This window comes from Salipiger bermudensis (assembly GCF_017309175.1).
In the GTDB taxonomy this organism is placed as follows: Bacteria; Pseudomonadota; Alphaproteobacteria; order Rhodobacterales; family Rhodobacteraceae; genus Salipiger; species Salipiger bermudensis.
In genome coordinates this window covers 265,335-284,470 of sequence record NZ_JAEKJV010000002.1, presented here as the reverse complement: position 1 = coordinate 284,470, position 19,136 = coordinate 265,335, and the positions used below count along the sequence as shown (strand labels likewise).

16 protein-coding genes are annotated in these 19,136 nt (G+C 67.8%); 9 read left to right on the top strand and 7 right to left on the bottom strand.

Features of this window, described 5'->3' with window-relative positions; translation table 11 throughout:
- Positions 1-2 precede the first annotated feature (2 nt).
- The gene (locus JF542_RS04115; RefSeq protein WP_207074840.1) at positions 3-548 is read left to right on the top strand and encodes an NADPH-dependent FMN reductase; all 546 of its coding nucleotides are present in this window, start codon (positions 3-5) and stop codon (positions 546-548) included.
- A 293-nt stretch (positions 549-841) separates the two neighbouring features.
- Entirely contained in the window at positions 842-1,630 is a 789-nt protein-coding gene (locus tag JF542_RS04110; RefSeq protein ID WP_207074839.1) for a MurR/RpiR family transcriptional regulator, read from the top strand.
- Between the two features lie 10 nt (positions 1,631-1,640).
- Here the strand turns inward: JF542_RS04110 and JF542_RS04105 are convergent, their stop codons facing one another.
- Complete coding sequence (locus JF542_RS04105) at positions 1,641-4,238, bottom strand: AAA family ATPase (protein ID WP_207074838.1); 2,598 nt, start codon at positions 4,236-4,238, stop codon at positions 1,641-1,643.
- Complete coding sequence (locus JF542_RS04100) at positions 4,235-5,368, bottom strand: metallophosphoesterase family protein (RefSeq protein ID WP_207074837.1); 1,134 nt, start codon at positions 5,366-5,368, stop codon at positions 4,235-4,237. Before JF542_RS04100 ends, JF542_RS04105 begins: the two co-directional genes overlap by 4 nt.
- 965 nt (positions 5,369-6,333) lie before the next feature.
- Between JF542_RS04100 and JF542_RS04095 the strand changes: the two genes are divergently transcribed.
- Genes JF542_RS04095 through JF542_RS04080 form a run of 4 tightly spaced genes read left to right on the top strand, consistent with a single transcriptional unit; the run spans position 6,334 to position 11,340 of the window.
- Positions 6,334-9,150 (top strand): xanthine dehydrogenase family protein molybdopterin-binding subunit, encoded by a 2,817-nt coding sequence (locus tag JF542_RS04095; RefSeq protein WP_207074836.1) that lies wholly within the window; start codon positions 6,334-6,336, stop codon positions 9,148-9,150.
- Complete coding sequence (locus JF542_RS04090) at positions 9,147-9,668, top strand: (2Fe-2S)-binding protein (protein ID WP_207074835.1); 522 nt, start codon at positions 9,147-9,149, stop codon at positions 9,666-9,668. The genes JF542_RS04095 and JF542_RS04090 overlap by 4 nt, the downstream gene beginning before the upstream one ends.
- Positions 9,665-10,648 (top strand): hypothetical protein, encoded by a 984-nt coding sequence (locus tag JF542_RS04085; protein ID WP_207074834.1) that lies wholly within the window; start codon positions 9,665-9,667, stop codon positions 10,646-10,648. Before JF542_RS04090 ends, JF542_RS04085 begins: the two co-directional genes overlap by 4 nt.
- On the top strand, positions 10,645-11,340 hold the full coding sequence (locus tag JF542_RS04080) for a Crp/Fnr family transcriptional regulator (RefSeq protein ID WP_207074833.1): 696 nt from the start codon (positions 10,645-10,647) through the stop codon (positions 11,338-11,340). Before JF542_RS04085 ends, JF542_RS04080 begins: the two co-directional genes overlap by 4 nt.
- A gap of 241 nt (positions 11,341-11,581) precedes the next feature.
- Here the strand turns inward: JF542_RS04080 and JF542_RS04075 are convergent, their stop codons facing one another.
- Positions 11,582-11,944: a rhodanese-like domain-containing protein gene (locus tag JF542_RS04075; RefSeq protein ID WP_207074832.1), complete on the bottom strand. Its 363-nt coding sequence runs from the start codon at positions 11,942-11,944 to the stop codon at positions 11,582-11,584.
- Positions 11,945-12,096: 152 nt separating this feature from the next.
- Between JF542_RS04075 and uvrA the strand changes: the two genes are divergently transcribed.
- Positions 12,097-14,973 (top strand): excinuclease ABC subunit UvrA, encoded by a 2,877-nt coding sequence (gene uvrA, locus JF542_RS04070; protein ID WP_207074831.1) that lies wholly within the window; start codon positions 12,097-12,099, stop codon positions 14,971-14,973.
- Between the two features lie 132 nt (positions 14,974-15,105).
- On the opposite strand, the gene JF542_RS04065 is transcribed toward uvrA, so the two are convergent.
- The 3 genes from JF542_RS04065 to JF542_RS04055 all read right to left on the bottom strand — a co-directional run bounded on the left by JF542_RS04065 (position 15,106) and on the right by JF542_RS04055 (position 16,693).
- Positions 15,106-15,462, bottom strand: a complete 357-nt coding sequence (locus tag JF542_RS04065) for an excinuclease ABC subunit A (protein ID WP_207074830.1) — start codon at positions 15,460-15,462, stop codon at positions 15,106-15,108.
- 97 nt (positions 15,463-15,559) lie between these two features.
- The gene (locus JF542_RS04060) at positions 15,560-15,760 is read right to left on the bottom strand and encodes a YgaP family membrane protein (protein ID WP_007800769.1); all 201 of its coding nucleotides are present in this window, start codon (positions 15,758-15,760) and stop codon (positions 15,560-15,562) included.
- Positions 15,761-15,847: 87 nt separating this feature from the next.
- Positions 15,848-16,693: an enoyl-CoA hydratase gene (locus JF542_RS04055; protein ID WP_277988573.1), complete on the bottom strand. Its 846-nt coding sequence runs from the start codon at positions 16,691-16,693 to the stop codon at positions 15,848-15,850.
- Here JF542_RS04055 and JF542_RS04050 point away from each other — a divergent pair.
- A complete protein-coding gene (locus JF542_RS04050; RefSeq protein ID WP_207074828.1) occupies positions 16,692-17,120 on the top strand; it encodes a PaaI family thioesterase in 429 nt (142 codons plus the stop codon). The two genes, JF542_RS04055 and JF542_RS04050, sit on opposite strands and share 2 nt — an antisense overlap.
- Before the next feature lie 138 nt (positions 17,121-17,258).
- Here the strand turns inward: JF542_RS04050 and JF542_RS04045 are convergent, their stop codons facing one another.
- Entirely contained in the window at positions 17,259-17,486 is a 228-nt protein-coding gene (locus tag JF542_RS04045; RefSeq protein WP_207074827.1) for a DUF1127 domain-containing protein, read from the bottom strand.
- Between the two features lie 70 nt (positions 17,487-17,556).
- On the opposite strand from JF542_RS04045, the gene JF542_RS04040 reads away from it, so the two are divergent.
- The gene (locus JF542_RS04040; protein WP_207074826.1) at positions 17,557-18,981 is read left to right on the top strand and encodes an aminotransferase-like domain-containing protein; all 1,425 of its coding nucleotides are present in this window, start codon (positions 17,557-17,559) and stop codon (positions 18,979-18,981) included.
- Positions 18,982-19,136: the final 155 nt, after the last annotated feature.

The following is a 19,136-nucleotide window of genomic DNA, read 5'->3' as shown; positions in this document are numbered from 1 at the left end:
CAATGACACGCATTCTGGGATTGTCGGGCAGCCTGCGCCGCAAGAGCTTCAACACCGGGCTGCTGCACGCAGCCGCGGCACACGCGCCGGACGGTATCAAAATCGACGCCCGCACCATTCACGGCGTGCCGCTCTACGATGCCGATCTCGAGGCCGAGGGCACGCCGCAGCCGGTGCTCGACCTGCGCGCCGCACTTGCAGAGGCCGACGGGCTGCTGATGTTCACGCCGGAGTACAACAACAGCGTTCCCGGCGTGTTCAAGAACGCCATCGACTGGATGAGCTCGGGCGACGGCGCGGCGCTCTTCAAGGGCAAGCCGGTGGCGCTGATCGGGGCCTCTCCCGGAGGTTTCGGAACCATCCTGTCACAGAACGCCTGGCTGCCGGTGCTGCGAACCCTCGGCACCCGGCCATGGTTCGAAGGGCGGTTGCTTGTTTCGAAAGCCGCGGGGCTGTTCGATGACGAGGGCCGGCTCTCCGACGCCGCCACACGGGACCGGTTGGTGACCTTCGTCCGCGGATTCGCGGAGCAGATCGCGAAGGGCTAGGGGTGCGCGCCGACCCTCACGCGACGAAAATGGGTAAAACTTAAATTTCATCACGTTTCATCAGGTCGACGCGGATCGACGCGGTCCGCGCTCTGGTTGAGTGCGTGCCGGCGGATTATTGCTCATGCGGCGGCCTCAAGCGCCGTCATCTGCAAAATTTGTGCGAAAGCCGCGAAATTGGATCGCGGGACTTGCGCGAAGGCAGCGCTCGTCACAAAAATGATGTGTGAAATTATGATTTCAGAACGGTTATTCTTATGTTTCTTGCCCGCGTTCGAGCGCAACTTCCAGATTTGCATCGTGCCGAGTACAAGCTCGGCTGCTTCCTTCTAGAGTTTCCAGGCGACCTTGCCTCCTATGACGCGCAGGAGTTGGCGCGGCTTTGCGGCGTGTCCAAGGCGACGGTGTCGCGCTTCGTGCGGCGGCTGGGGTTCGAGAATTACGACGCCGCGCGGCGCGCCGCCCGCGACGAGCGCCAGCAATGCAACGGACAGATCAGCGTGCGGCCACGGCTGCGGACGGGCACGACCGAGATCTCGGAAACCGTGCGAGATGAGATCGACAACCTGATCTGGACCTACCAGCAGGTCGATACCGACGATCTCGAGAGCCTTGCGGATGCGGTGGTGTCGTCGCGCCGCGTCTGGCTGGTGGGTTTCCGGCTGTGCCGGGTGTTCGCGGATTACCTGCAGACCCAACTGGTACAGGTGGCGCCGACATGCGCCAGCATTCCGCAGCCCGGTGTCAGTCTTGGCGAATACGTCACCGAGATTGCTCCCGATGATCTGGTGATCTGCATGGCGCTCGGGCGCCGAGAGGGCCGTACCGAGGCGCTGCTCGACGAGCTGCGACGCAGCGGTGTGCCGATCGCGCTGATCGGCGACGAGGAGGCCGGGCTCGCCGCCGGGGTGCGCTGGCAGTTCCGCTGCCGGACCGAGACCTCCGAGGCACAGGAAAGCCACGCGGCGGTGTTGTCGCTGTGCAGCCAGATCGGGGCGCGCGCGACCCAGCGCGCCGGTGCCATCGCGCGCTCGCGGCTTCGCCGGATCGACGAGGTCAACGCGCGGCTGGGCGAGGTCTGACCGGCGGCGCTCAGGCGGTCGCGTCGAGCGGCAGGACGCGCAGCGACCGCCCACCGAGATCGCGGAAGGCGCGCTGCCGGCAGGTGAGCACGAGGATCTGCAGATCCGCCGCCTGACGATGCAGCGCGTTGAACATGCGCTCGATGCGGTCGTCGTCGGTGAACACCAGCGCATCGTCAAGGATCACCGGCGCCGCGCGGCCCGCCGCCTGCAGCATCCGCGCGAAGGCCAGTCGCACCAGCAGCGCCACCTGTTCCTGCGTCCCGCCCGAAAGGACATCCAGCGGCTCGGCCTGGCCGTGACGAACGAGGCCGTCGGGCAGCAGAGAATCCTCGGCCCAGGTGAGCTCGGCATCCTGCCACAGAAGGTTGAGGAGCGGGCGCAACTCCTTGGCGACAGGTTCAAAATAGCGCTCCCGGGCTTCGGTGCGCGCCGCGGTAAGCGCCTGTTCGAGCCGCGTGAGCGCTGCGACCTCGTGGCTGATGCGCGCGAGGTCGGCCTCGGCCCCGGCCAGCATCTCCTCGGTCTCTGCGAGACGCTCCTCGACCGCGTCCCCGGCGGCGCGGGCGATGCGCTCCTCGAGGCGGGCGAGCTCGGGCCGCAGGGTCTCGATCTCCTGTCGGGTCTGATCCTCGACCGATTGCGCCCGGGCCAGCGCCGCCTCGGCGCCGGCGAGATCGGGCGCGCTCTGAAGCTTCTCCGCATGGGCTGCCTCGGCGAGGTGCAGCTGCTGCCGCGCGGTCTCGGCCTGCGCCGCGAGCGCCGCCTCGTCGCTCTCCGCGCCCTCGAGCGCGGCGCGGGCGCGGGCGAGCCGGTCCGAGACCTGCGCCAGCAGCGTCTCGGTGCGGGTCTTCTCGGACAGCGCCTGCGACAGGCGTTCGGCGGCGCTGGCGAGGCTCGCGCGCGCGTGCTTCTCGGCCTCGCGCGCGGCCTCGTGGGCGGCAATCGCGGTGGCAAGATCGGGGGCGTCCTCGGCCTCTTCGGCCTTGGGCAGGGCGGCGAGCTGCTGTCGCAGCGCGTCGAGCCCCTCGGGCGCGAGCGAGGCCAGCACCGCGCGCGCCTCGCCAGAGGCCTGCTCGGCGCGGCTGCGGGCGGCGGCCATGCTGCGGGCGTCGTCGAGGCGCTCGGCGCCGATCTCGGCGAGGGCTGCGCGCAGGGCGGCGCGGGCCGCCTCGACCGGGTCGCTGCCGCCAATCTCGGGCGGGCGGATCTCGAGCCTGCCGATGCCGTCGATCTCGAGCTGCGCGGCGCGTGTCAGGGGCAGGGCGCCGCCTTCCTCGAGCGCGCGGCCCTCGAGCCGGACCTGCGCGGTGGCGCCCTCGGCGTAGCGCATCAGAACTTGGGTGGCGCGGGCATCGCGGGCGGCCTCGGTGGCGGTGAGATCGGCGGCGCGAGCCTCGATGCGCTGCAGGGCCTTGGCATCAGGGCCCTGTATCGCCGCCTTGGCGCGCTCCATTTCGGTGCGGGCGCGGTCTGCCTCGGCAAGGCGGGTCTCGAGATCCCGGCGCCGGTCGGCGCTGTCGCGCGCCGCTTGCGCGCGCTCGGCGCGGCGACGATCGATCTCGGACCTGTCCAGCGCCTCTGCGGCGCCTTGCAAGGTGGTCTGGGCCTGCGCATGGACCTCGGAGGCCCCGGCATGGGTGGCGCGCGCCTGCGCCGCGGCAGCCTCGGTCTCGGCGCCGAGGGTCTTGGCCTCGGTCAGTTCGGCCAGCGCCTTGCGCAGCCCGTCGAGCCGCGCCTGCGCGTTCGAGGCGGTGAGCCGGGCCATGTCGGTCTTGCGGGCCAGCGCCTCGGCTTCCTCGGCGTGGCGGGTGGCGGCCTGATGTGCGGCGCGGGCGGCCTCGAGCCGGCTGCGGCGGCTCTCGATTGCGTCGGTGGCGGTGAGCTCGGCCAGCGTGCGGCGGGCGCGGTTGCGCGCCGCCAGCGCGCCGTGCAGGTCCTGTGTCAGCCCCGACAGCCTGTCGCGTTCCAACGTCAGTGCTTCGACCCGGTCCTGCGCCGCCTTCCACGGCCCGCCGGTGCGCGGTCGGCCGGTGCCGGTGGCGTAAAGCCCCAGCTCCTCGCGGCAGCGCCGCAACGCCGCGTCCATGCGCCGCCCGCCGGTCATCGCCTCGACCTCCTCGCTGACCGAAGAGAGCAGGTCGCGCCGCGCCTCGAGCGCCGCGTCCTTCTCCTTTTTCGAACCATCTGTCAGCGCGGTGAGGCCCTGCCGCACCCAGATCAGCCCCGACGGCCCGCCGGCGTCCTGACCGAGGGCGCGGGCGATCCAGGCCTCGGCGGCATCGGCCTGCGCGATCAGGCGGCCGTCCTGATGCACCGTGGCGGAGGACTTCTGCAGCCAGCGCTTGGCGACGGTGAAGGTGCCCTCCGGGATCTCCAGATCGACGCGGATCTCGGGGGCGCCGCCGGCATGGGGGCGGAGCGCCTTGGTCTCCTTGTCGGCGCTGCCGTGGGGCTTGAAGAACAGCGCCTGCAGCGCGTCGAACAGCGTCGACTTGCCGGCCTCGTTGGGTTCGCTCAGCACGTTCAGACCGTCGCCGATGCCGTCGATGCGGACCGGCGAGGTAAACTGACGGACGTTGTGCAGCTCGATGGCGCGCAGCTTCATTCCGCACCCTCCCGCACATAGGCATAGAGCCGGGCCAGCGCATCGGCGGCGGCGGCGCGCTCCTCCGGGGAGAGTGTGTCGGCTTCGGCATCGGCCATCAGCGCCTCGGCGGCAATGCGCAGGGCGCCGCCGCCATGGTCGATCTGGTCGAGATCGGCGGCGTCGTACTGGGTGCCGAGCGCCTCGGCGCGCAGCTCGAAATGGGCGAATTCCGGTCCCAGACGGGCGATCGCCTCGTCAAGCTGCGCCCGGTCCGCGAGCCCGGCCCAGCCCGAAGCGTTGACGCGCACCAGCACGTCGCGCCGCCCCGAAGGCGGCAGCGCGGCGGCGAGGGCGGCGGCGGCGTCCTGACGGGGGTGCAGCTGCAGCGGGATCTCGGTCCAGAGGAACTGGCCGGTCTCGACCTCCTCGACCTGCGGCGGCGCACCGGGGGCGGTGAGGCTGACGCAGAGGCAGACGCCGCGGGCGCCGTGCTTGAAGCGGTCCTGTTCGGGGCTGCCGGGATAGTGCACGCGCGGCGAGACCGCCATGCGGCCGTGCCAGTCGCCGAGGGCCAAGTAGTCGAGCCGCGCGCTGCGGTCGCGGTCGGGCGCGATGACCTCGCCGCTCTCGGTGAAATCGGTGACGCCGCCATGGGCGAGCCCGATGCGCAGGTGGCCCTCGGGGCTGTCCATGCCCACCATCGCCTCGGTGGGATCGCTGCCGCCGGCCCGGTAGGCGACGGGACAGGGCAGGAGGGTGGCATGGTCGTCGAGGGCTGTGGGCGCGGCTTCGGTCACCGCTTTGACATTTGCGGGCGCTGTCTCGCGGATGCTGTCCCAGAGCGGCTCGGCGTCGCGCAGGTTGTCGTGGTTGCCCGGCAGCAGCCACCAGGTGACGCCCTCGGCCTCGCCCATGGCGGCGAGCGCCTGGCGCACCACCGCCGGAGAGGGCGTGGCGGTGTCGAACGTGTCGCCGGCGAGCAGGATATGCGCCGCGCCCTTGTCTTTGGCGACCTGCGCAAGGCGGGCAATGGCGCCGTGGCGGGCCTCCATCAGCCGGCCGCGGATGTTGCCATCGGCGGGCTGGGGGATGTTGGCGAACTTCCGGCCGATATGCAGGTCGGAGGCGTGCAGAAAGCGCAGGGTCATCGAGGCTCCCGGGGTCTTCGGATCGTTGGCGCCGCGTGGAAAAAGGGGGCGTTGCGGAGGCGGCGCGCTCTTGCCGAGACTGAAACGGGAACATCACCCGGTTGCAAGGGCTTTCCCGCCTGTCGCTCTCTTCTCTCCGCCGCGACGCGATGCGCGGTCCCGCTCAGGCGCTGTGCTAGCTCCCCAAGCAGCAGCTTGCCGATGGCGACGACCATGGTGTGAGACCTGCCAGCTGACCGCTCCGAAGTGCGCCAGAAGCAAAAGCCTCTTGACCAAAGGATGGAGCTGGAATCGAGCCGTCGGTGCGAGGCAAGGCTTCGGGTTCTCTTGCGTCGGCGGACCCGGTCAGGCGTGGTTGGGCTCGGGAGGGGGCATTCTTTTCGCTAACATCTTCGGATAGGCATATGTCAAGCCGCTGACATGTCCGGGACTTTCGGCGTTCTCGGATTGGCGCGGTCATGGCAATCTCAGGACGTTGATTGTCGAAATATGAAGGACTTTTTTCCCTTCGCTTTATTGCAGGTAGGTTTTCCTCGGTGGTGCTGCAGATTGTTCCCGCTTCGGGCTGCAGTGCCGCCATCATCCATCCCGACGTCCGGGGCTGGCGTCCGAACCGTATCGGGCACCTGTCATCCGGACAGCCTTCTTTCCTCGCGAGGGGAGGTGCGTGATCTATCGGCTCGCAAGTGCGTCCGGTGCAGGTGTGTGGGTGTGTGCTGGGCCGTCGTGGCCCGTTGGTTCGGGCGCAGGTCTTCGGGACTGCGTCCGGGCCGGTCCTGCTTCTTGAGCCAGTCCGGCGCCTCACGTCGATCTTTCAGAGAAAATCCTTGTGTCGTCCCGCCGCCGCACTTGACGGTTGTGCCGTGTGCCGTCACGCTCGCCTCAAAGTATCTAAACATAAATCAATTTTGATCGTCCACCCGGACGAGCTCCGACACGGAGCGTTGAGGGAGAGGGAGACGGGCATGGCACCCCCGCCAGTCAGCAATGCCGCGCCGATGACGCGCCGCGGCTTTCTGAAAACCGCATCCGGGATCATCGGGCTGAGCGTGCTGGGGCTGCCGGGTCGCGGGCAGGGCGCGGGTGCGGGTGTCTCCACACCGCTCGGCCCGGTGCCCGGGGTGGCCGCACAGCGCATTGAGGGGCTGGCCAAGGTCACCGGCCAGAAGATCTACGCCCGCGATTTTCGAGCCGGCGACATGGCGGGCTGGCCGGATCACCAGTGGCACGCGCTCTACCTGCGCGCCCGCACCACGCAGGAGGCCTTTCTCGGGCTGGACCTTGCGCCTCTGCCGCCAGAGGCCGCGCCGACGCGGGTGATCCTCGGCAGCGATCTCGACCCGAGGCTCTTCGACGCGCCGGTGCAGTTCGAGCGCGATCTGCACGTGGATGACCTCCTGTCGGCCAAGGCCGCAGAGCAGGAGAAGGCGGCCAAGGACGGCAGCTTCAACCTGCCGGATGGGCTGAGCTTCGACCTTCTGGTGATGCCGGGCACGACGCCGAACTTCCTCGGGCAGGCTGTGGCGCTTTTGCTTTTCGACAGCCTCGCAGCCTATCGCGCGGCGCGCCGCTTCCTCGCCGGGGATGACGGCATCGTGCAGCACTACGGGCCCGGCGAAGGCCCTGACGGCACGCCGCTGCCGGATCAGCCGTTCGATCCGCGCACGCTCTACGTCAAGGATCCGGGCTTCGATTATGCCGGTACCGATGCCGAAACCTATGCGCGCGAGGCGCCGGGCGTGCAGGCGCGCATCCGCAAGGCGCTGGACGAGGCGACCGGGCTGATCCGCCAGCCGATCCGCGCCGAGATGCGGGCGATGGACCCGATGTTCATGGAGCCCGAGGCTGGCCTTGCCTGGATCGACCCGGCACGCCGGGAGATGCAGCTGGTTCTCGGCACCCAGTCGCCCGATGGCGACCTGCGCAACATCGCCAGCATGTTCGGCAGCGCCGGCTCTCCGGTCCCGGAGTTGAGCCATGTGACGCTGCACAGCTGTTACCCGGGCGGGGGCTTTGGCGGGCGCGACAGTTCGCCGTTTTCGCTGATGCTGGCGCTGGCGGTGGCCTTTGCCGACGGCAACCCGGTCCGCCTCGCCTATGACCGGTTCGAGCAGTTCCGCGTCGGGCTCAAGCGCCACGCCACGACGGCAGAGGGCACGCTCTATGCCCATGACGACATGCGGCTCGAGGCGGTCCAGCTCTCGATGAGCTTCGATGGCGGCGGGCGGCGCAACCTGTCGCCCTACGTGGCCTCGCTGGGAGCGCTCTGCGCGGGGGGCAGCTATCGCCTGCCGGTGGCGGACATCCACGCCGAGGCCCTGCACACCGAGAACATCTCTGGCGGCTCGCAGCGCGGCTTCGGCGGCCCGCAGGCCTATTTCGCCATCGAGACGGCGCTAGACGATCTCGCGGCGGCGCAGGGCTGGGACCCGATGGCGCTGCGCCGGGCCAACCTGATCGCCGAGGGCGACACCACCGTCACCGGCGGCCCCATCGAGCAATCGCTGAGCCTGCCCGAAATGCTCGACATCGCCGCGGCGCACCCGCTCTGGGCCGAGCGCGCCGAGATCCGGGCCGCGCACGAGGCCGAGGGGCGGACCTACGGCACCGGGCTCGCCATGTCGTTACAGGCCTACGGTACCTCGGGCGACGGCATGGTTGCGGCGGTGCATCTCGAGCGCGACGGCACGTTGACGGTACAGTCCGACGCGGTGGACATGGGCAACGGCTCGGCCACGACGCTGGGGGTCACCATCGGGCCGATCCTCGGGGCCAATGCGACCCGCGTTGAGATGGGCGGCTACACGCTCTTCCCGCAGACCGGGCTGAGCGATGACAGCGACAACCCAGACCGCTGGGACGATCCGATGTGGACCCAGAAGGGCACCGGCTCGTCCTCGGCCTGCCTGACCGGGCTGCATCAGGTCAACACCGTGCAACAGACGGCGCAGGCCTTGCTGCGCGGCTCGCTGCTGGTCGCGGCGGCAAGGCTCTGGGATGGTGGTCCGCTGTCGGCCGAGGATGTGGTCTGGGACGCCGGCGCGCTGCGGCCCGCGGGCGGGATTGGCGCGCCGCTGACGCTGGCGGCGCTGGCCGAAGTGGTGCATGAAATGGGCCTGCCCACTGGCGCGCTGGGGCATGCCTATTTCCAGAACGTCTGGGTCGAGGCCGATTTCGACACGCCCGGCGGCGCGCTGCGCCTGCAGCTCGACGGGCTGGCCTATTACCACGGCAGCAAGACCGCGCCGCAGCCGATCCCGCGCAGCGACGGCAGCTACCCCGCGCCCGAGACCGCGCGCTATTCGCGCTATGTCTGGGCGCCTTGCGTCAACGTGGTCGGGCTGACGCTCGACCGTGCGAGCGGACAGGTGCAGGTGGAGAACGTGTTGAGCGTGCTCAATGCCGGGCACATCCACGTGCCCGAGCTGGTCTCGGGGCAGAGTCAGGGCGGCGTCGCGATGGCGATCAGTTACAGCCTGCTCGAGGACATGCCGCCGGGCATGGAGGGCCCCGCCGACGGGCGCTGGAACCTCAACCGCTACCATGTGGCGCGCGCCGGCGACGTGCCTCTGGGCGACCGCTACGTGCCGGGTGCGCGGGCGCAGGAGCTGATCACCCTGCCGCCGCCGCCGGACAGCCCGAGGGTCGGACGCGGCATCGCCGAGGCGGTGATGTGCTCGATCCCGCCGGCGATCTCCAACGCGCTGCGCGATGCCACCGGCATACGCTTCGCCTCGTTGCCGATCACACCGGACAAGATCCTCGGGGGGCTCGCGCCATGACCATCCGCTTTACAGTCAACGGCGTGGGCTTCGAGTTGCCCGACAGCCGCGGCCAGGAAACGCTGCTCGATTTCCTGCATGACGAGCTGAACCTCACCGGCACCAAGCTCTGCTGCGGTATCGGCGTCTGCCGTGCCTGCACCGTGCAGGTGGTCAAGCCGCCGAGCCCGGCGCTCTCGCCGACGATCAGTTGCTCCACCGCGCTGGCAACGCTCGACGGCACACAGGTCTCGACCATCGAGAGCGTCGCCCGCGGAGGCCGGCCCGATCCGGTGCAACAGGCCTTCCTCGACCAGTTCGCCTTCCAGTGCGGCTATTGCGCACCGGGCTTCGTGATGGCGGCGCGGATGTTCCTGAGCGGGCTGCAGGCGCAGCCGGTGCCGCCTGACCAGCTCGAGGCCGCGATGATGGAGGCCATCGGCAGCCATATATGCCGCTGCACCGGCTACGTGCGCTACTTCGAGGCGCTGCGCTCGCTGGCCGAGGCGGTCAATGCCGGCGAGGCGATTGAGCTATGAGAGCCAGCATTCTCGCCTCCGCCATAACGCTGGCTGTGCTCGCGCCGCCGGCAGACGCCCAATCGCCGCACGAGGTCTACGGCGCGGCCTGCGCGGCCGCCATCGCGCCGATCCCGGGCTTCGACTGCGCCGAGGGCGTCACCGTGCCGATCACCGTCGACGGCGCCCGGATCTCCGACCGCGCGCCCGAAACCTGTGACCGGCCGGGGCTGCTCGACAACGGGCCGGGTTCGGACGGGCAATGCGTGCCGTTCTCGCGCATCCTGAACCTCTCGACCGAGACCGCGCAGGTGTCGGTCATGTGCCGCCAGAAGCGCTTGCGCAGCGCCGACAGCACGGAGTTCGACGAGATCGACGTGATCGCGCACAACCCGGCCACCGGCGCGACCTGCTGGTTTCAGGCCAAGGGCCCCGGGGGCGCGCCGGTCAGCGGCGCGGCGGTGCCGTCGCCGACCGATCCGGGTGCCGAAGGCTTCTGGGCGCCGCCCGAGACCGTCGTCGCGGATGACTGCGGCAGTTGCCACGACAATGACCCGTTCATGTACTCGCCCTTCGTCGGGCAGGTCTGGGGCCACGTGCCGACCAATCCGCTCGGGCCCTATGCGCATGTCGATGCGGGCTTCGGCTTCGCCAACTGGCCGACCCACGAGATGCTGCCGCGCGACAACACCTGTCTCGGCTGCCACCGTATCGGCACCGGGCGCCTCAGCCCGCCGGACCCGTCGGCGGAAAAGCCCGGCTCCTGCGGTCAGCTGGCCTCCTGGATGACCGGCGCGCCGGTGCACGGCGCCGACGAGGCGGCGCAGAGCTATCCGCTCAGCCATGCCATGCCGCCCTATTTCGGGCTCTCGGAGGAGGCATGGGAAGAGATCTACGGCGCATCTGTCGCAGCGGTTCAGTCTTGTTGTGCCGACCCTACCCAGCCAGTCTGCAACATGCGCGAGATCCGCTCTTATCTGGAGGACCGGTCGAATCCATGAAGAATGCAGTGGCGTTTCCGCATTTGCTGAGAGCCAGGATTCTCTCGGACCTGCCGGCGGAGGACAAGGCGGACTTCCTGAACCGGTGCGAGGCGCGGACCTGCGAATTCCCCGAGCTGCTGCTCGAGCAGGACGTGGTGCCGCCGGGCCTGTTTCTAGTGGCGCATGGCCGCGTCGACGTGGTGCTGACCGGAGAGCGCGGCGAGCAGACGCTGCTGGCGCATATCGGCCCCGGCGAAACGGTGGGCGAGATCGAGTGCATCTCGCGCGAGACCTGCATCGCGTGGTGCCGCACCCAGCCGCTCACCACGCTGCTCTTCTGCCCGACGGCAGTGGTCTACGAGTTCCTGCGTACGCCGGTCTTCATCCGCAACGTCGCCTCGGTGTTCCGCAGCCGCATGGCACATGACAACGCGGTCAAGGCGCTCGATCAGCACGGCTCGCTCGAGCAGCGGCTTTTCCTGCGGCTGCTCACCATGTGCGACGGACGCGACCGGGTCCGCGCCAACCAGGCGGAGTTGGCCGAGATCCTCGGCTGCTCGCGGCAGAGCGTGAACAAGGCCCTGGGACGCTTGCGCTCGGAGGGGATCATCGACGTTTCCAAGGGGCAGGTTGTAATTCTCGATCCCGACCCGCCTCTAGACGAGCTGGGGGCCGGCTCTCGCGACGCCGCGCTGCTCAAGCGGGGCTGAAACGGTGCTGGCTGGCAAACGTGGCACCGGCCCGATCTTCGGCCCGATCTCCGACCCGAGATGGCTGTGCCGTAGGGGGCGCTGCCCCCGTCCGCGCAGGGCGCGCGGACTCCCCCGGGATATTTTCAGCCAGAAGAAGACAGAAGCGCTGCGCCCGCATCTTCTCTTCGTCGAAAATACTCCCGCCGGAGGCAGGCCGGCCCCTGCGGCCGGGCCCGGATACGGGACGATTTCGGAACGCTCAGGCGCGCTCGACGGGGCCACCGGCGCGCTGCCAGTGGGCCAGGCCCCCGATATTGTGCACGTCTTCGTAGCCGAAGCGTTTCAGCATGCCCTTGGCCATGCCGGAGCGGGCCCCGCTGGCGCAGTAGACCGCGATGGGCTTGCCGGATCCGAGTTCCGGCAGGCATTCCGGGCTGCGCGGGTCGCAGCGCATCCCGAAGGCAGCCATCGGAACGTGCAGTGCGCCCCGGGCCTTGCCGCTCGCCGCGAGCTCGGACCCATCGCGGATGTCGATCAGGACAAGCTCGCCCGTGGCGGTCTTCGCCACCGCCTCGGCGGCGGTCATCTCGGGGCTGCGAAAGGCATTGCGGAAGGCGAACATCGCGGATCTCCTGCTTTGGTTGCCCATGCTATATTAATTCATTTATGTGAATGTAAAGGTTGCGCGGTAACGTTCCTGAAATGTTCTCGCTTTGGGATTGGCCAAGCCGGCGCTTTCGCCTATGTAACGGGCAATCCCGTCCCGGAGGTCTCATGCCAGAGCTGAAGCAGATCGAGGTTCGCGGCGCGCGCGAACACAATCTGAAATCCATCGATGTCGACATTCCCCGCGACGAGCTGGTGGTGATCACCGGCCTGTCGGGCTCGGGCAAGTCCTCGCTTGCCTTCGACACCATCTATGCCGAAGGGCAGCGCCGCTATGTCGAGAGCCTCTCGGCCTATGCGCGGCAGTTCCTCGACATGATGGAAAAGCCCGATGTCGACCATATCGCGGGGCTGAGCCCGGCGATCTCCATCGAGCAGAAGACCACGTCGAAGAACCCGCGCTCCACCGTCGGCACGGTGACCGAGATCTACGACTATCTGCGTCTGCTCTTCGCCCGCGTCGGCACGCCTTATTCGCCCGCCACCGGCATGCCCATCGAGGCGCAGCAGGTGCAGGACATGGTCGACCGCGTGATGGCGATGGAGGAGGGCACCCGCGGCTACCTGCTGGCGCCGATCATCCGCGACCGCAAGGGCGAGTACCGCAAGGAATTCCTCGAACTGCGCAAGCAGGGCTTCCAGCGCGTCAAGGTCGACGGCCAGTTCTACGAGCTCGACGAGCCGCCGACGCTGGACAAGAAGTTCCGCCACGACATCGACGTGGTCGTCGACCGCATCGTGGTGCGCGAGGGGCTCGAGACCCGGCTGGCCGACAGCTTCCGCACCGCGCTCGATCTGGCCTCCGGCATCGCCATCCTCGAAACCGCGCCGAATGAGGGCGAGCCAGAGCGCATCACCTTCTCGGAGAACTTCGCCTGTCCGGTGAGCGGCTTCACCATCCCCGAGATTGAGCCGAGGCTGTTCTCGTTCAACGCGCCGTTCGGCGCCTGCCCGGAATGCGACGGGCTCGGGGTAGAGCTGTTCTTCGACGAGCGGCTGGTGGTGCCGGACGCGACGCTCAAGATCTCGGACGGGGCCATCGCGCCGTGGCGCAAGGGCAAGTCGCCCTATTTCCTGCAGACCATCGAGTCGATCGCCAAGCATTACGAGTTCAACAAGAACGAGCGCTGGAAGGACCTTCCGGCGCATGTGCAGCAGGTCTTCCTGCACGGCTCGGGCGACGAGGAAATCCAGTTCCGCTATGACGAGGGCGGCCGGGTTTACCAGGTCGCCCGCGTGTTCGAGGGCGTCATCCCCAACATGGAGCGACGCTACCGCGAGACCGACAGCAACTGGATCCGCGAGGAGTTCGAGCGCTACCAGAACAACCGCTCCTGCGGCACTTGCGGCGGCTACCGTCTGCGCGAAGAGGCGCTGGCGGTGAAGATCGGCAGCCCGGACAACCTTTTGCATATCGGCCACGTGGTCGAGATGTCGATCAAGGAGGCTTATGCCTGGATCGAGACGGTGCCGGGCAACCTCACCGGCCAGAAGAACGAGATCGCCCGCGCCATCCTCAAGGAGATCCGCGAGCGGCTCGGCTTCCTCAACAACGTGGGCCTCGAATACCTGACCATGAGCCGTGCCGCGGGCACGCTTTCGGGCGGTGAGAGTCAGCGCATCCGGCTCGCGAGCCAGATCGGCAGCGGGCTGACGGGGGTGCTCTACGTGCTCGACGAGCCGTCCATCGGTCTGCACCAGCGCGACAATGACCGGCTGATCGGCACCCTGAAATCGCTGCGCGATCAGGGCAACACTGTGATCGTGGTCGAGCATGACGAGGACATGATCCGTCAGGCCGATTACGTCTTCGACATCGGCCCCGGCGCAGGGGTGCATGGCGGGCAGGTGGTGAGCCACGGCAAGCCCGAGGAGATCGCCGCCGATGCTGGCAGCCTCACCGGCCAGTACCTTGCCGGCACGCGCGAGATCGCGGTGCCCAAGACGCGCCGCAAGGGCAACAAGAAGAAGCTCAAGGTGGTCAAGGCGACCGGCAACAACCTCAAGGAGGTCACCGCCGAGTTCCCGCTGGGCAAGTTCGTCTGCGTCACCGGCGTGTCCGGTGGCGGCAAGTCGACCCTGACCATCGAGACGCTCTACAAGAACGCCGCGATGAAGCTCAACGGCGCGCGCGAGACGCCGGCGCCTTGCGAGACCATCAAGGGGTTCGAGCATCTCGACAAGGTCATAGACATCGACCAGCGCCCGATCGGGCGCACGCCTCGCTCGAACCCGGCCACCTATACCGGTGCCTTCACCCCGATCCGAGACTGGTTCGCCGGGCTGCCCGAGGCCAAGGCGCGCGGCTACAAGCCGGGGCGCTTCTCGTTCAACGTCAAGGGCGGGCGTTGCGAGGCGTGTCAGGGCGACGGCGTCATCAAGATCGAGATGCACTTCCTGCCGGACGTCTATGTCGAGTGCGAGACCTGCAAGGGCAAGCGCTACAACCGCGAGACGCTGGAGATCAAGTTCAAGGGCAAGAGTATCGCCGATGTGCTTGATATGACTGTGGAAGAAGCGCAGGAGTTCTTCACCGCGGTACCGTCGATCCGCGAGAAGATGGATGCGCTGATGCGCGTGGGTCTGGGGTACGTCAAGGTCGGCCAGCAGGCGACGACGCTTTCGGGCGGCGAGGCGCAGCGGGTGAAGCTGTCGAAGGAGCTGGCGAAGCGCTCGACCGGGCGCACGCTCTACATCCTCGACGAGCCGACCACCGGCCTGCACTTCGAGGACGTTCGCAAGCTCTTGGAAGTGCTGCATGAACTGGTTGAAGCAGGGAATACGGTGGTGGTGATCGAGCACAATCTCGACGTCATCAAGACCGCCGATCACATCATCGATATCGGCCCCGAGGGTGGCGATGGCGGTGGCGAGATCGTCGCCACCGGCACGCCCGAGCAGGTGGCAGAGGTCGAGCGCTCGCACACGGGGCACTATCTCAAGCCGATGCTGAAGCCCGGCAAGGGGGCGGTGGCCGCCGAGTGAGTGCTTTGCGTGTGAGAATCGCGGCTTCTGTCTTGGTGTGGTACAGCAGCATTGGGTTGCAAATAGATGAATTAAAAAAAGAAAACCGCGCCATGACGGGCGCGGTTTTCTGCTGTTCAGGGCAGGGCGGTGTCAGTCGGCCAAGGCGGCGATCGCCCCGATGACGTTGAGCACCTTCCGGGTTTCGGGGTCGACGCGATAGACCACGTCGTCGTTGCGGTAATAGGTGCCGTTCGGCAGCCCGTAGCGATCCGGATTGCGCAGGATGATGACGTCGCCGCCTATGCGGTCGCCGGCGCGGTAACGATAGCGGTGATCATCGTCGCGGTCCCGGTCCCGGTCGCCATAGCCCTTCACCTGACCCGGCGGGTTGCAGCCGTTGTGCTTCTTGGCAAGGCCCGGCGGGCAGCCCTTCGGAGCCGCGCTGGCGGCGATGGGCAGGCTCAGGGCGCCGGCGGACATGGCGGCGAGGACGAGGGTGCGGAACATGGCGTATCTCCTTTTTCTTGAGGATATAACGCAAGTCGCAGCAGGATCCGTTCCCCCTCGCCGCAGCGTGAGCGGGGGACCGCTCACCGGCACGCCGTCACTTCTTCATCGGGCAGGTGTTCACCCCGATCAGCGAATAGATCGGGCAGGTCCCGAGCAATCCGGTCACCAGCGGGATGATGCCGAGCAGGTAGAGCGGGCTGTAGGGGCCATCGGTAAGGAAGAAGGCGAGCACCAGAAGCGCGCCGACGACGATGCGCAGGGTCTTGTCGAGTCCACCGACATTCTTGGCAAACATGGGTCATGTCCTTTCGTGACAGAGGCGTCCTGATCCGTCATCGCGCATCCGGCGGCCGCAGTCTGTGACATGGTCACCAAGCGCCGTCTATTGCGTCCAGTCCGGTGAGCGTTTCTCGAGAAAGGCCGCGATGCCTTCCTCGGTGTCGCGCCAGAGCATGTTTTCGACCATCACCTGCCCGGCATGGGCATAGGCCTCGTCGATCCCCATCTGCGCCTGCGCGTAGAACGCCTCCTTGCCGATCTTCACCGCCGCGCCGAGCTTGCCGGCGACGGTCTCGGCGAGCTCTGCCGTGGCGTCTGTCAGTTGCGCGCCCGGCACCACGCGGTTGATCAGCCCCATCTGCCGGGCCTCCTCGGCCTCGGCGAAACGCCCGGTCGAGAGCATTTCGAAGGCCTGCTTGCGGGGGATGTTGCGGGTCAGGGCCACCATCGGTGTGGAGCAGAACAGGCCGATATTCACGCCATTGACGCCAAACCGCGTGCCCTCGGCCGCCACCGCGAGATCGCAGGAGGCGACGAGCTGGCAGCCCGCGGCGGTGGCGATGCCGTGGACCTGCGCGATGACTGGCTGGGGCAGGCGCTGCAGCCCGGTCATCACCTCGGTGCAGCGGGCAAAGAGGTCGGCAAAGTAGGCCTTGCCGCCATCCTCGGCCTGCCGGCCCTGCTGCATCTGCTTGAGATCATGCCCGGCGCAGAACGCCTTGCCCTCGCCCGAGATCACCACCGCGCGGATCGTGCGATCCTCCTGCAGCGCGTCGATCTGCGCCTTGATCGCGGCGAGCATCTCGTCCGAAAGCGCGTTCAGCCGTTCGGGCGCGGTCATGCGCAGATGCGCGACCGCCCCGGTGTCGTGACGTTCCAGCAGAGCCATCTTGTCCTCTCCCTCTGTTTGCGCTGAGGTTAGCCTTGCTGCGAGAGGGAGGACAAGCATGGCGCTGGCAATGACGATTGAGGAGGTCGAGAGCTACCTCTCGGAGGTGTTTCCGCAGGTCGACGGGATGTTCGGCATCGACCGGCTGAACGAGGACCTCCTGGTGATGCGCCTGCATGTCTCCGACGCGCACCTGCGCCCGGGCGGGACGGTGTCGGGACCGTCGATGTTCTCGCTCGCCGATGTCGCGGCCTATGTGGCGACGCTGGCGCGGATCGGCCGGCAGGCGCTGACCGTGACGACCCATTGCTCGATCGATTTCATGCGCAAGCCGGAGGCGGGCAAGGATCTGCTGGCCGAGGCGCGGCTGCTGAAGCTCGGTCGGACCCTGAGCGTGACCGACGTGCTGTTGTTCTCGGAAGGCTCGGACAAGCCGGTGGCGCATGCCTCGCTGACCTATTCGATCCCGCCCGCACCCGTGGGGTAGGGCAAGAGGTCGGGCGCATGCGCGATCTGTGCGGCCTGATGGCGCGGCTGCGTCTTTGAACAGGGCCGCGATTGCGCAACAAAAAAGGCGCGAGGAATGCCTCGCGCCCAGGGGAAGAGGTTCCGGCAGGTCCGGGGATCAGCCCTGCCAGAACATGCGGCGTGCCTCCTTGTAGGCGACGTGCCGTTCCAGGCCGACATCCCGCAGCAAATGATCGTCGAGCTGGCGAAGCGCCTTTCGGGTGCGCTGGCGCTCGGACCATTTGGCCAGCACCACCGCGGTGCGCAGCGCGATTGCCGAGAGCAGCGGCAGCGGGCGCTGCGCGTCGAGATAGGCAAGGAGCGGGGCGTGGGCGATGTTGGTCATGGGATGTCTCCGTTAGTTGTATTGATACAATATCCTTGATTTCCGTGAATATTTGATACATTGTGCCAATATGGGCGTCGAGAAAAACATTGTGACCGATACAATATCCGGGCTGTTTGAAGCACAGTCGGGTGGACCGAAATATCGCGCGCTGTCTGCCGCGCTTCGGCAGGGCATTGCCGGCAAGCAGCTTGGCAATGGCACGCAGCTGCCGCCGGTGCGAGATCTCGCCTGGCGGCTTGGCATGACGCCGGGCACCGTGGCGCGGGCCTACACCATGCTCACCGATGAGGGGCTTCTGGTGGCCGAAGTGGGCCGCGGCACCTTTGTCAGCGGCGCGCCGGAACCGCGCCCGCCGCTCTATATCAGCCTGCCGAACGAGGCGACGCCCGAGGGCGCCGAGATGGTCAGCCTGTTCACCGCGCGGCTTCCAGATCTCGGGCAGCTTGCGCTGATCCGTGAGGGATTTCAGCGCATTGCCAGTCAGGATGGGCGGGAGCTCCTGGACTACCCCTCGGCGCTCTCCTTTGCCCCGGCGCGGCAGGCGGTGGTCGACTGGCTGGCCGGGGTTCCGCTGGGCGGGCTGCATCACGAGGACGTGGTGCTGTCGCATGGTGCCCAGAGCGGCATCTCTCTGGTGATGCAGGCGGTGCTGCGTGGACGGCGCCCGGTGGTGCTGGTCGAGGAGCTGGCCTATCCCGGCTTCCGGCGGGCCGCCGAGCTGATGCGGGCCGAGATTGTATCGGTCCCGATGGATGAGCACGGGATTGTACCATCCGCTCTCGCCGATCTGGCCCGACGGCACGAGGCACAGCTGCTTTGTACCTCTCCCGAACTGCACAATCCGACGGTCACGATCACCCCGCAGGAGCGCCGGCGCGAAATCGCCGCGGTGGCGCGAAGCTGCGGTTTCGACATCCTCGAGGATGACAGCACCTTCCTCGGCGAGAGCCGCGCCGAGAGCTACCGGGCGCTGCTGCCGGAGCAGGGCTGGTACGTGTCCTCGATCTCGAAGACCCTGACACCGGCGCTGCGCATCGGCTTTGCCGTCGCGCCTCAGCGCAGCCGCACGGCGCTGCGCCGGGTGGCCGAGAACGGCTTTTTCGGGCTGGCGCGGCCGCTGGCCGATCTGACGCGGGATCTGCTCACCCGCGAGGAAACCCGCGAGATCGTGCGCTCGGTGCGCAACCGCAACGCGGTCTACGTGCGCAGCACGGTGAACGCCCTCGGCGGGTTCGACCTGAGCTGGCACGAGGACTCGCCTTTCGTCTGGCTGCAACTGCCTGCGGGTTGGCGCGCCGCCGCCTTCTGTCTCGCCGCCGAGCAGCAGGGGGTGCAGGTGCGCCCGGCGGAGGATTTCGCGCCGCGCAACGGCTTTGCGCCGCACGCGGTCCGCATCGGCATGAACGCCCAAGTGGCGATGGCGGATTTCGAGGCGGCGCTGGCGCGGCTGCGCCAGCTGCTCGACAATCCGCCGGAGCAGATTCTGGTCTGAAATTATGGGGTATTATTATACCATAATTTTAAGCGCATGTTTTTGCTTTGTAAATTTGGGTTTTGCCCGCTTGACTGCGATTTTCGGACGCGTATAACCCGGCAATCGGAATTCGGACCCTCCACGGGGTCCTCTCAAGACAAGCTCCAAGACAA

What these genes read in the sequence shown, in the direction of transcription:
- JF542_RS04115 (WP_207074840.1), top strand. Translation starts at nt 3, where the DNA reads ATGACACGCATTCTGGGATTGTCGGGCAGCCTGCGCCGCAAGAGCTTC.
- JF542_RS04105 (WP_207074838.1), bottom strand. Translation starts at nt 4,238, where the DNA reads ATGAAGCTGCGCGCCATCGAGCTGCACAACGTCCGTCAGTTTACCTCG.
- JF542_RS04100 (WP_207074837.1), bottom strand. Translation starts at nt 5,368, where the DNA reads ATGACCCTGCGCTTTCTGCACGCCTCCGACCTGCATATCGGCCGGAAG.
- JF542_RS04095 (WP_207074836.1), top strand. Translation starts at nt 6,334, where the DNA reads ATGGCACCCCCGCCAGTCAGCAATGCCGCGCCGATGACGCGCCGCGGC.
- JF542_RS04090 (WP_207074835.1), top strand. Translation starts at nt 9,147, where the DNA reads ATGACCATCCGCTTTACAGTCAACGGCGTGGGCTTCGAGTTGCCCGAC.
- JF542_RS04085 (WP_207074834.1), top strand. Translation starts at nt 9,665, where the DNA reads ATGAGAGCCAGCATTCTCGCCTCCGCCATAACGCTGGCTGTGCTCGCG.
- JF542_RS04080 (WP_207074833.1), top strand. Translation starts at nt 10,645, where the DNA reads ATGAAGAATGCAGTGGCGTTTCCGCATTTGCTGAGAGCCAGGATTCTC.
- JF542_RS04075 (WP_207074832.1), bottom strand. Translation starts at nt 11,944, where the DNA reads ATGTTCGCCTTCCGCAATGCCTTTCGCAGCCCCGAGATGACCGCCGCC.
- uvrA (WP_207074831.1), top strand. Translation starts at nt 12,097, where the DNA reads ATGCCAGAGCTGAAGCAGATCGAGGTTCGCGGCGCGCGCGAACACAAT.
- JF542_RS04065 (WP_207074830.1), bottom strand. Translation starts at nt 15,462, where the DNA reads ATGTTCCGCACCCTCGTCCTCGCCGCCATGTCCGCCGGCGCCCTGAGC.
- JF542_RS04060 (WP_007800769.1), bottom strand. Translation starts at nt 15,760, where the DNA reads ATGTTTGCCAAGAATGTCGGTGGACTCGACAAGACCCTGCGCATCGTC.
- JF542_RS04050 (WP_207074828.1), top strand. Translation starts at nt 16,692, where the DNA reads ATGGCGCTGGCAATGACGATTGAGGAGGTCGAGAGCTACCTCTCGGAG.
- JF542_RS04055 (WP_277988573.1), bottom strand. Translation starts at nt 16,693, where the DNA reads ATGCTTGTCCTCCCTCTCGCAGCAAGGCTAACCTCAGCGCAAACAGAG.
- JF542_RS04045 (WP_207074827.1), bottom strand. Translation starts at nt 17,486, where the DNA reads ATGACCAACATCGCCCACGCCCCGCTCCTTGCCTATCTCGACGCGCAG.
- JF542_RS04040 (WP_207074826.1), top strand. Translation starts at nt 17,557, where the DNA reads ATGGGCGTCGAGAAAAACATTGTGACCGATACAATATCCGGGCTGTTT.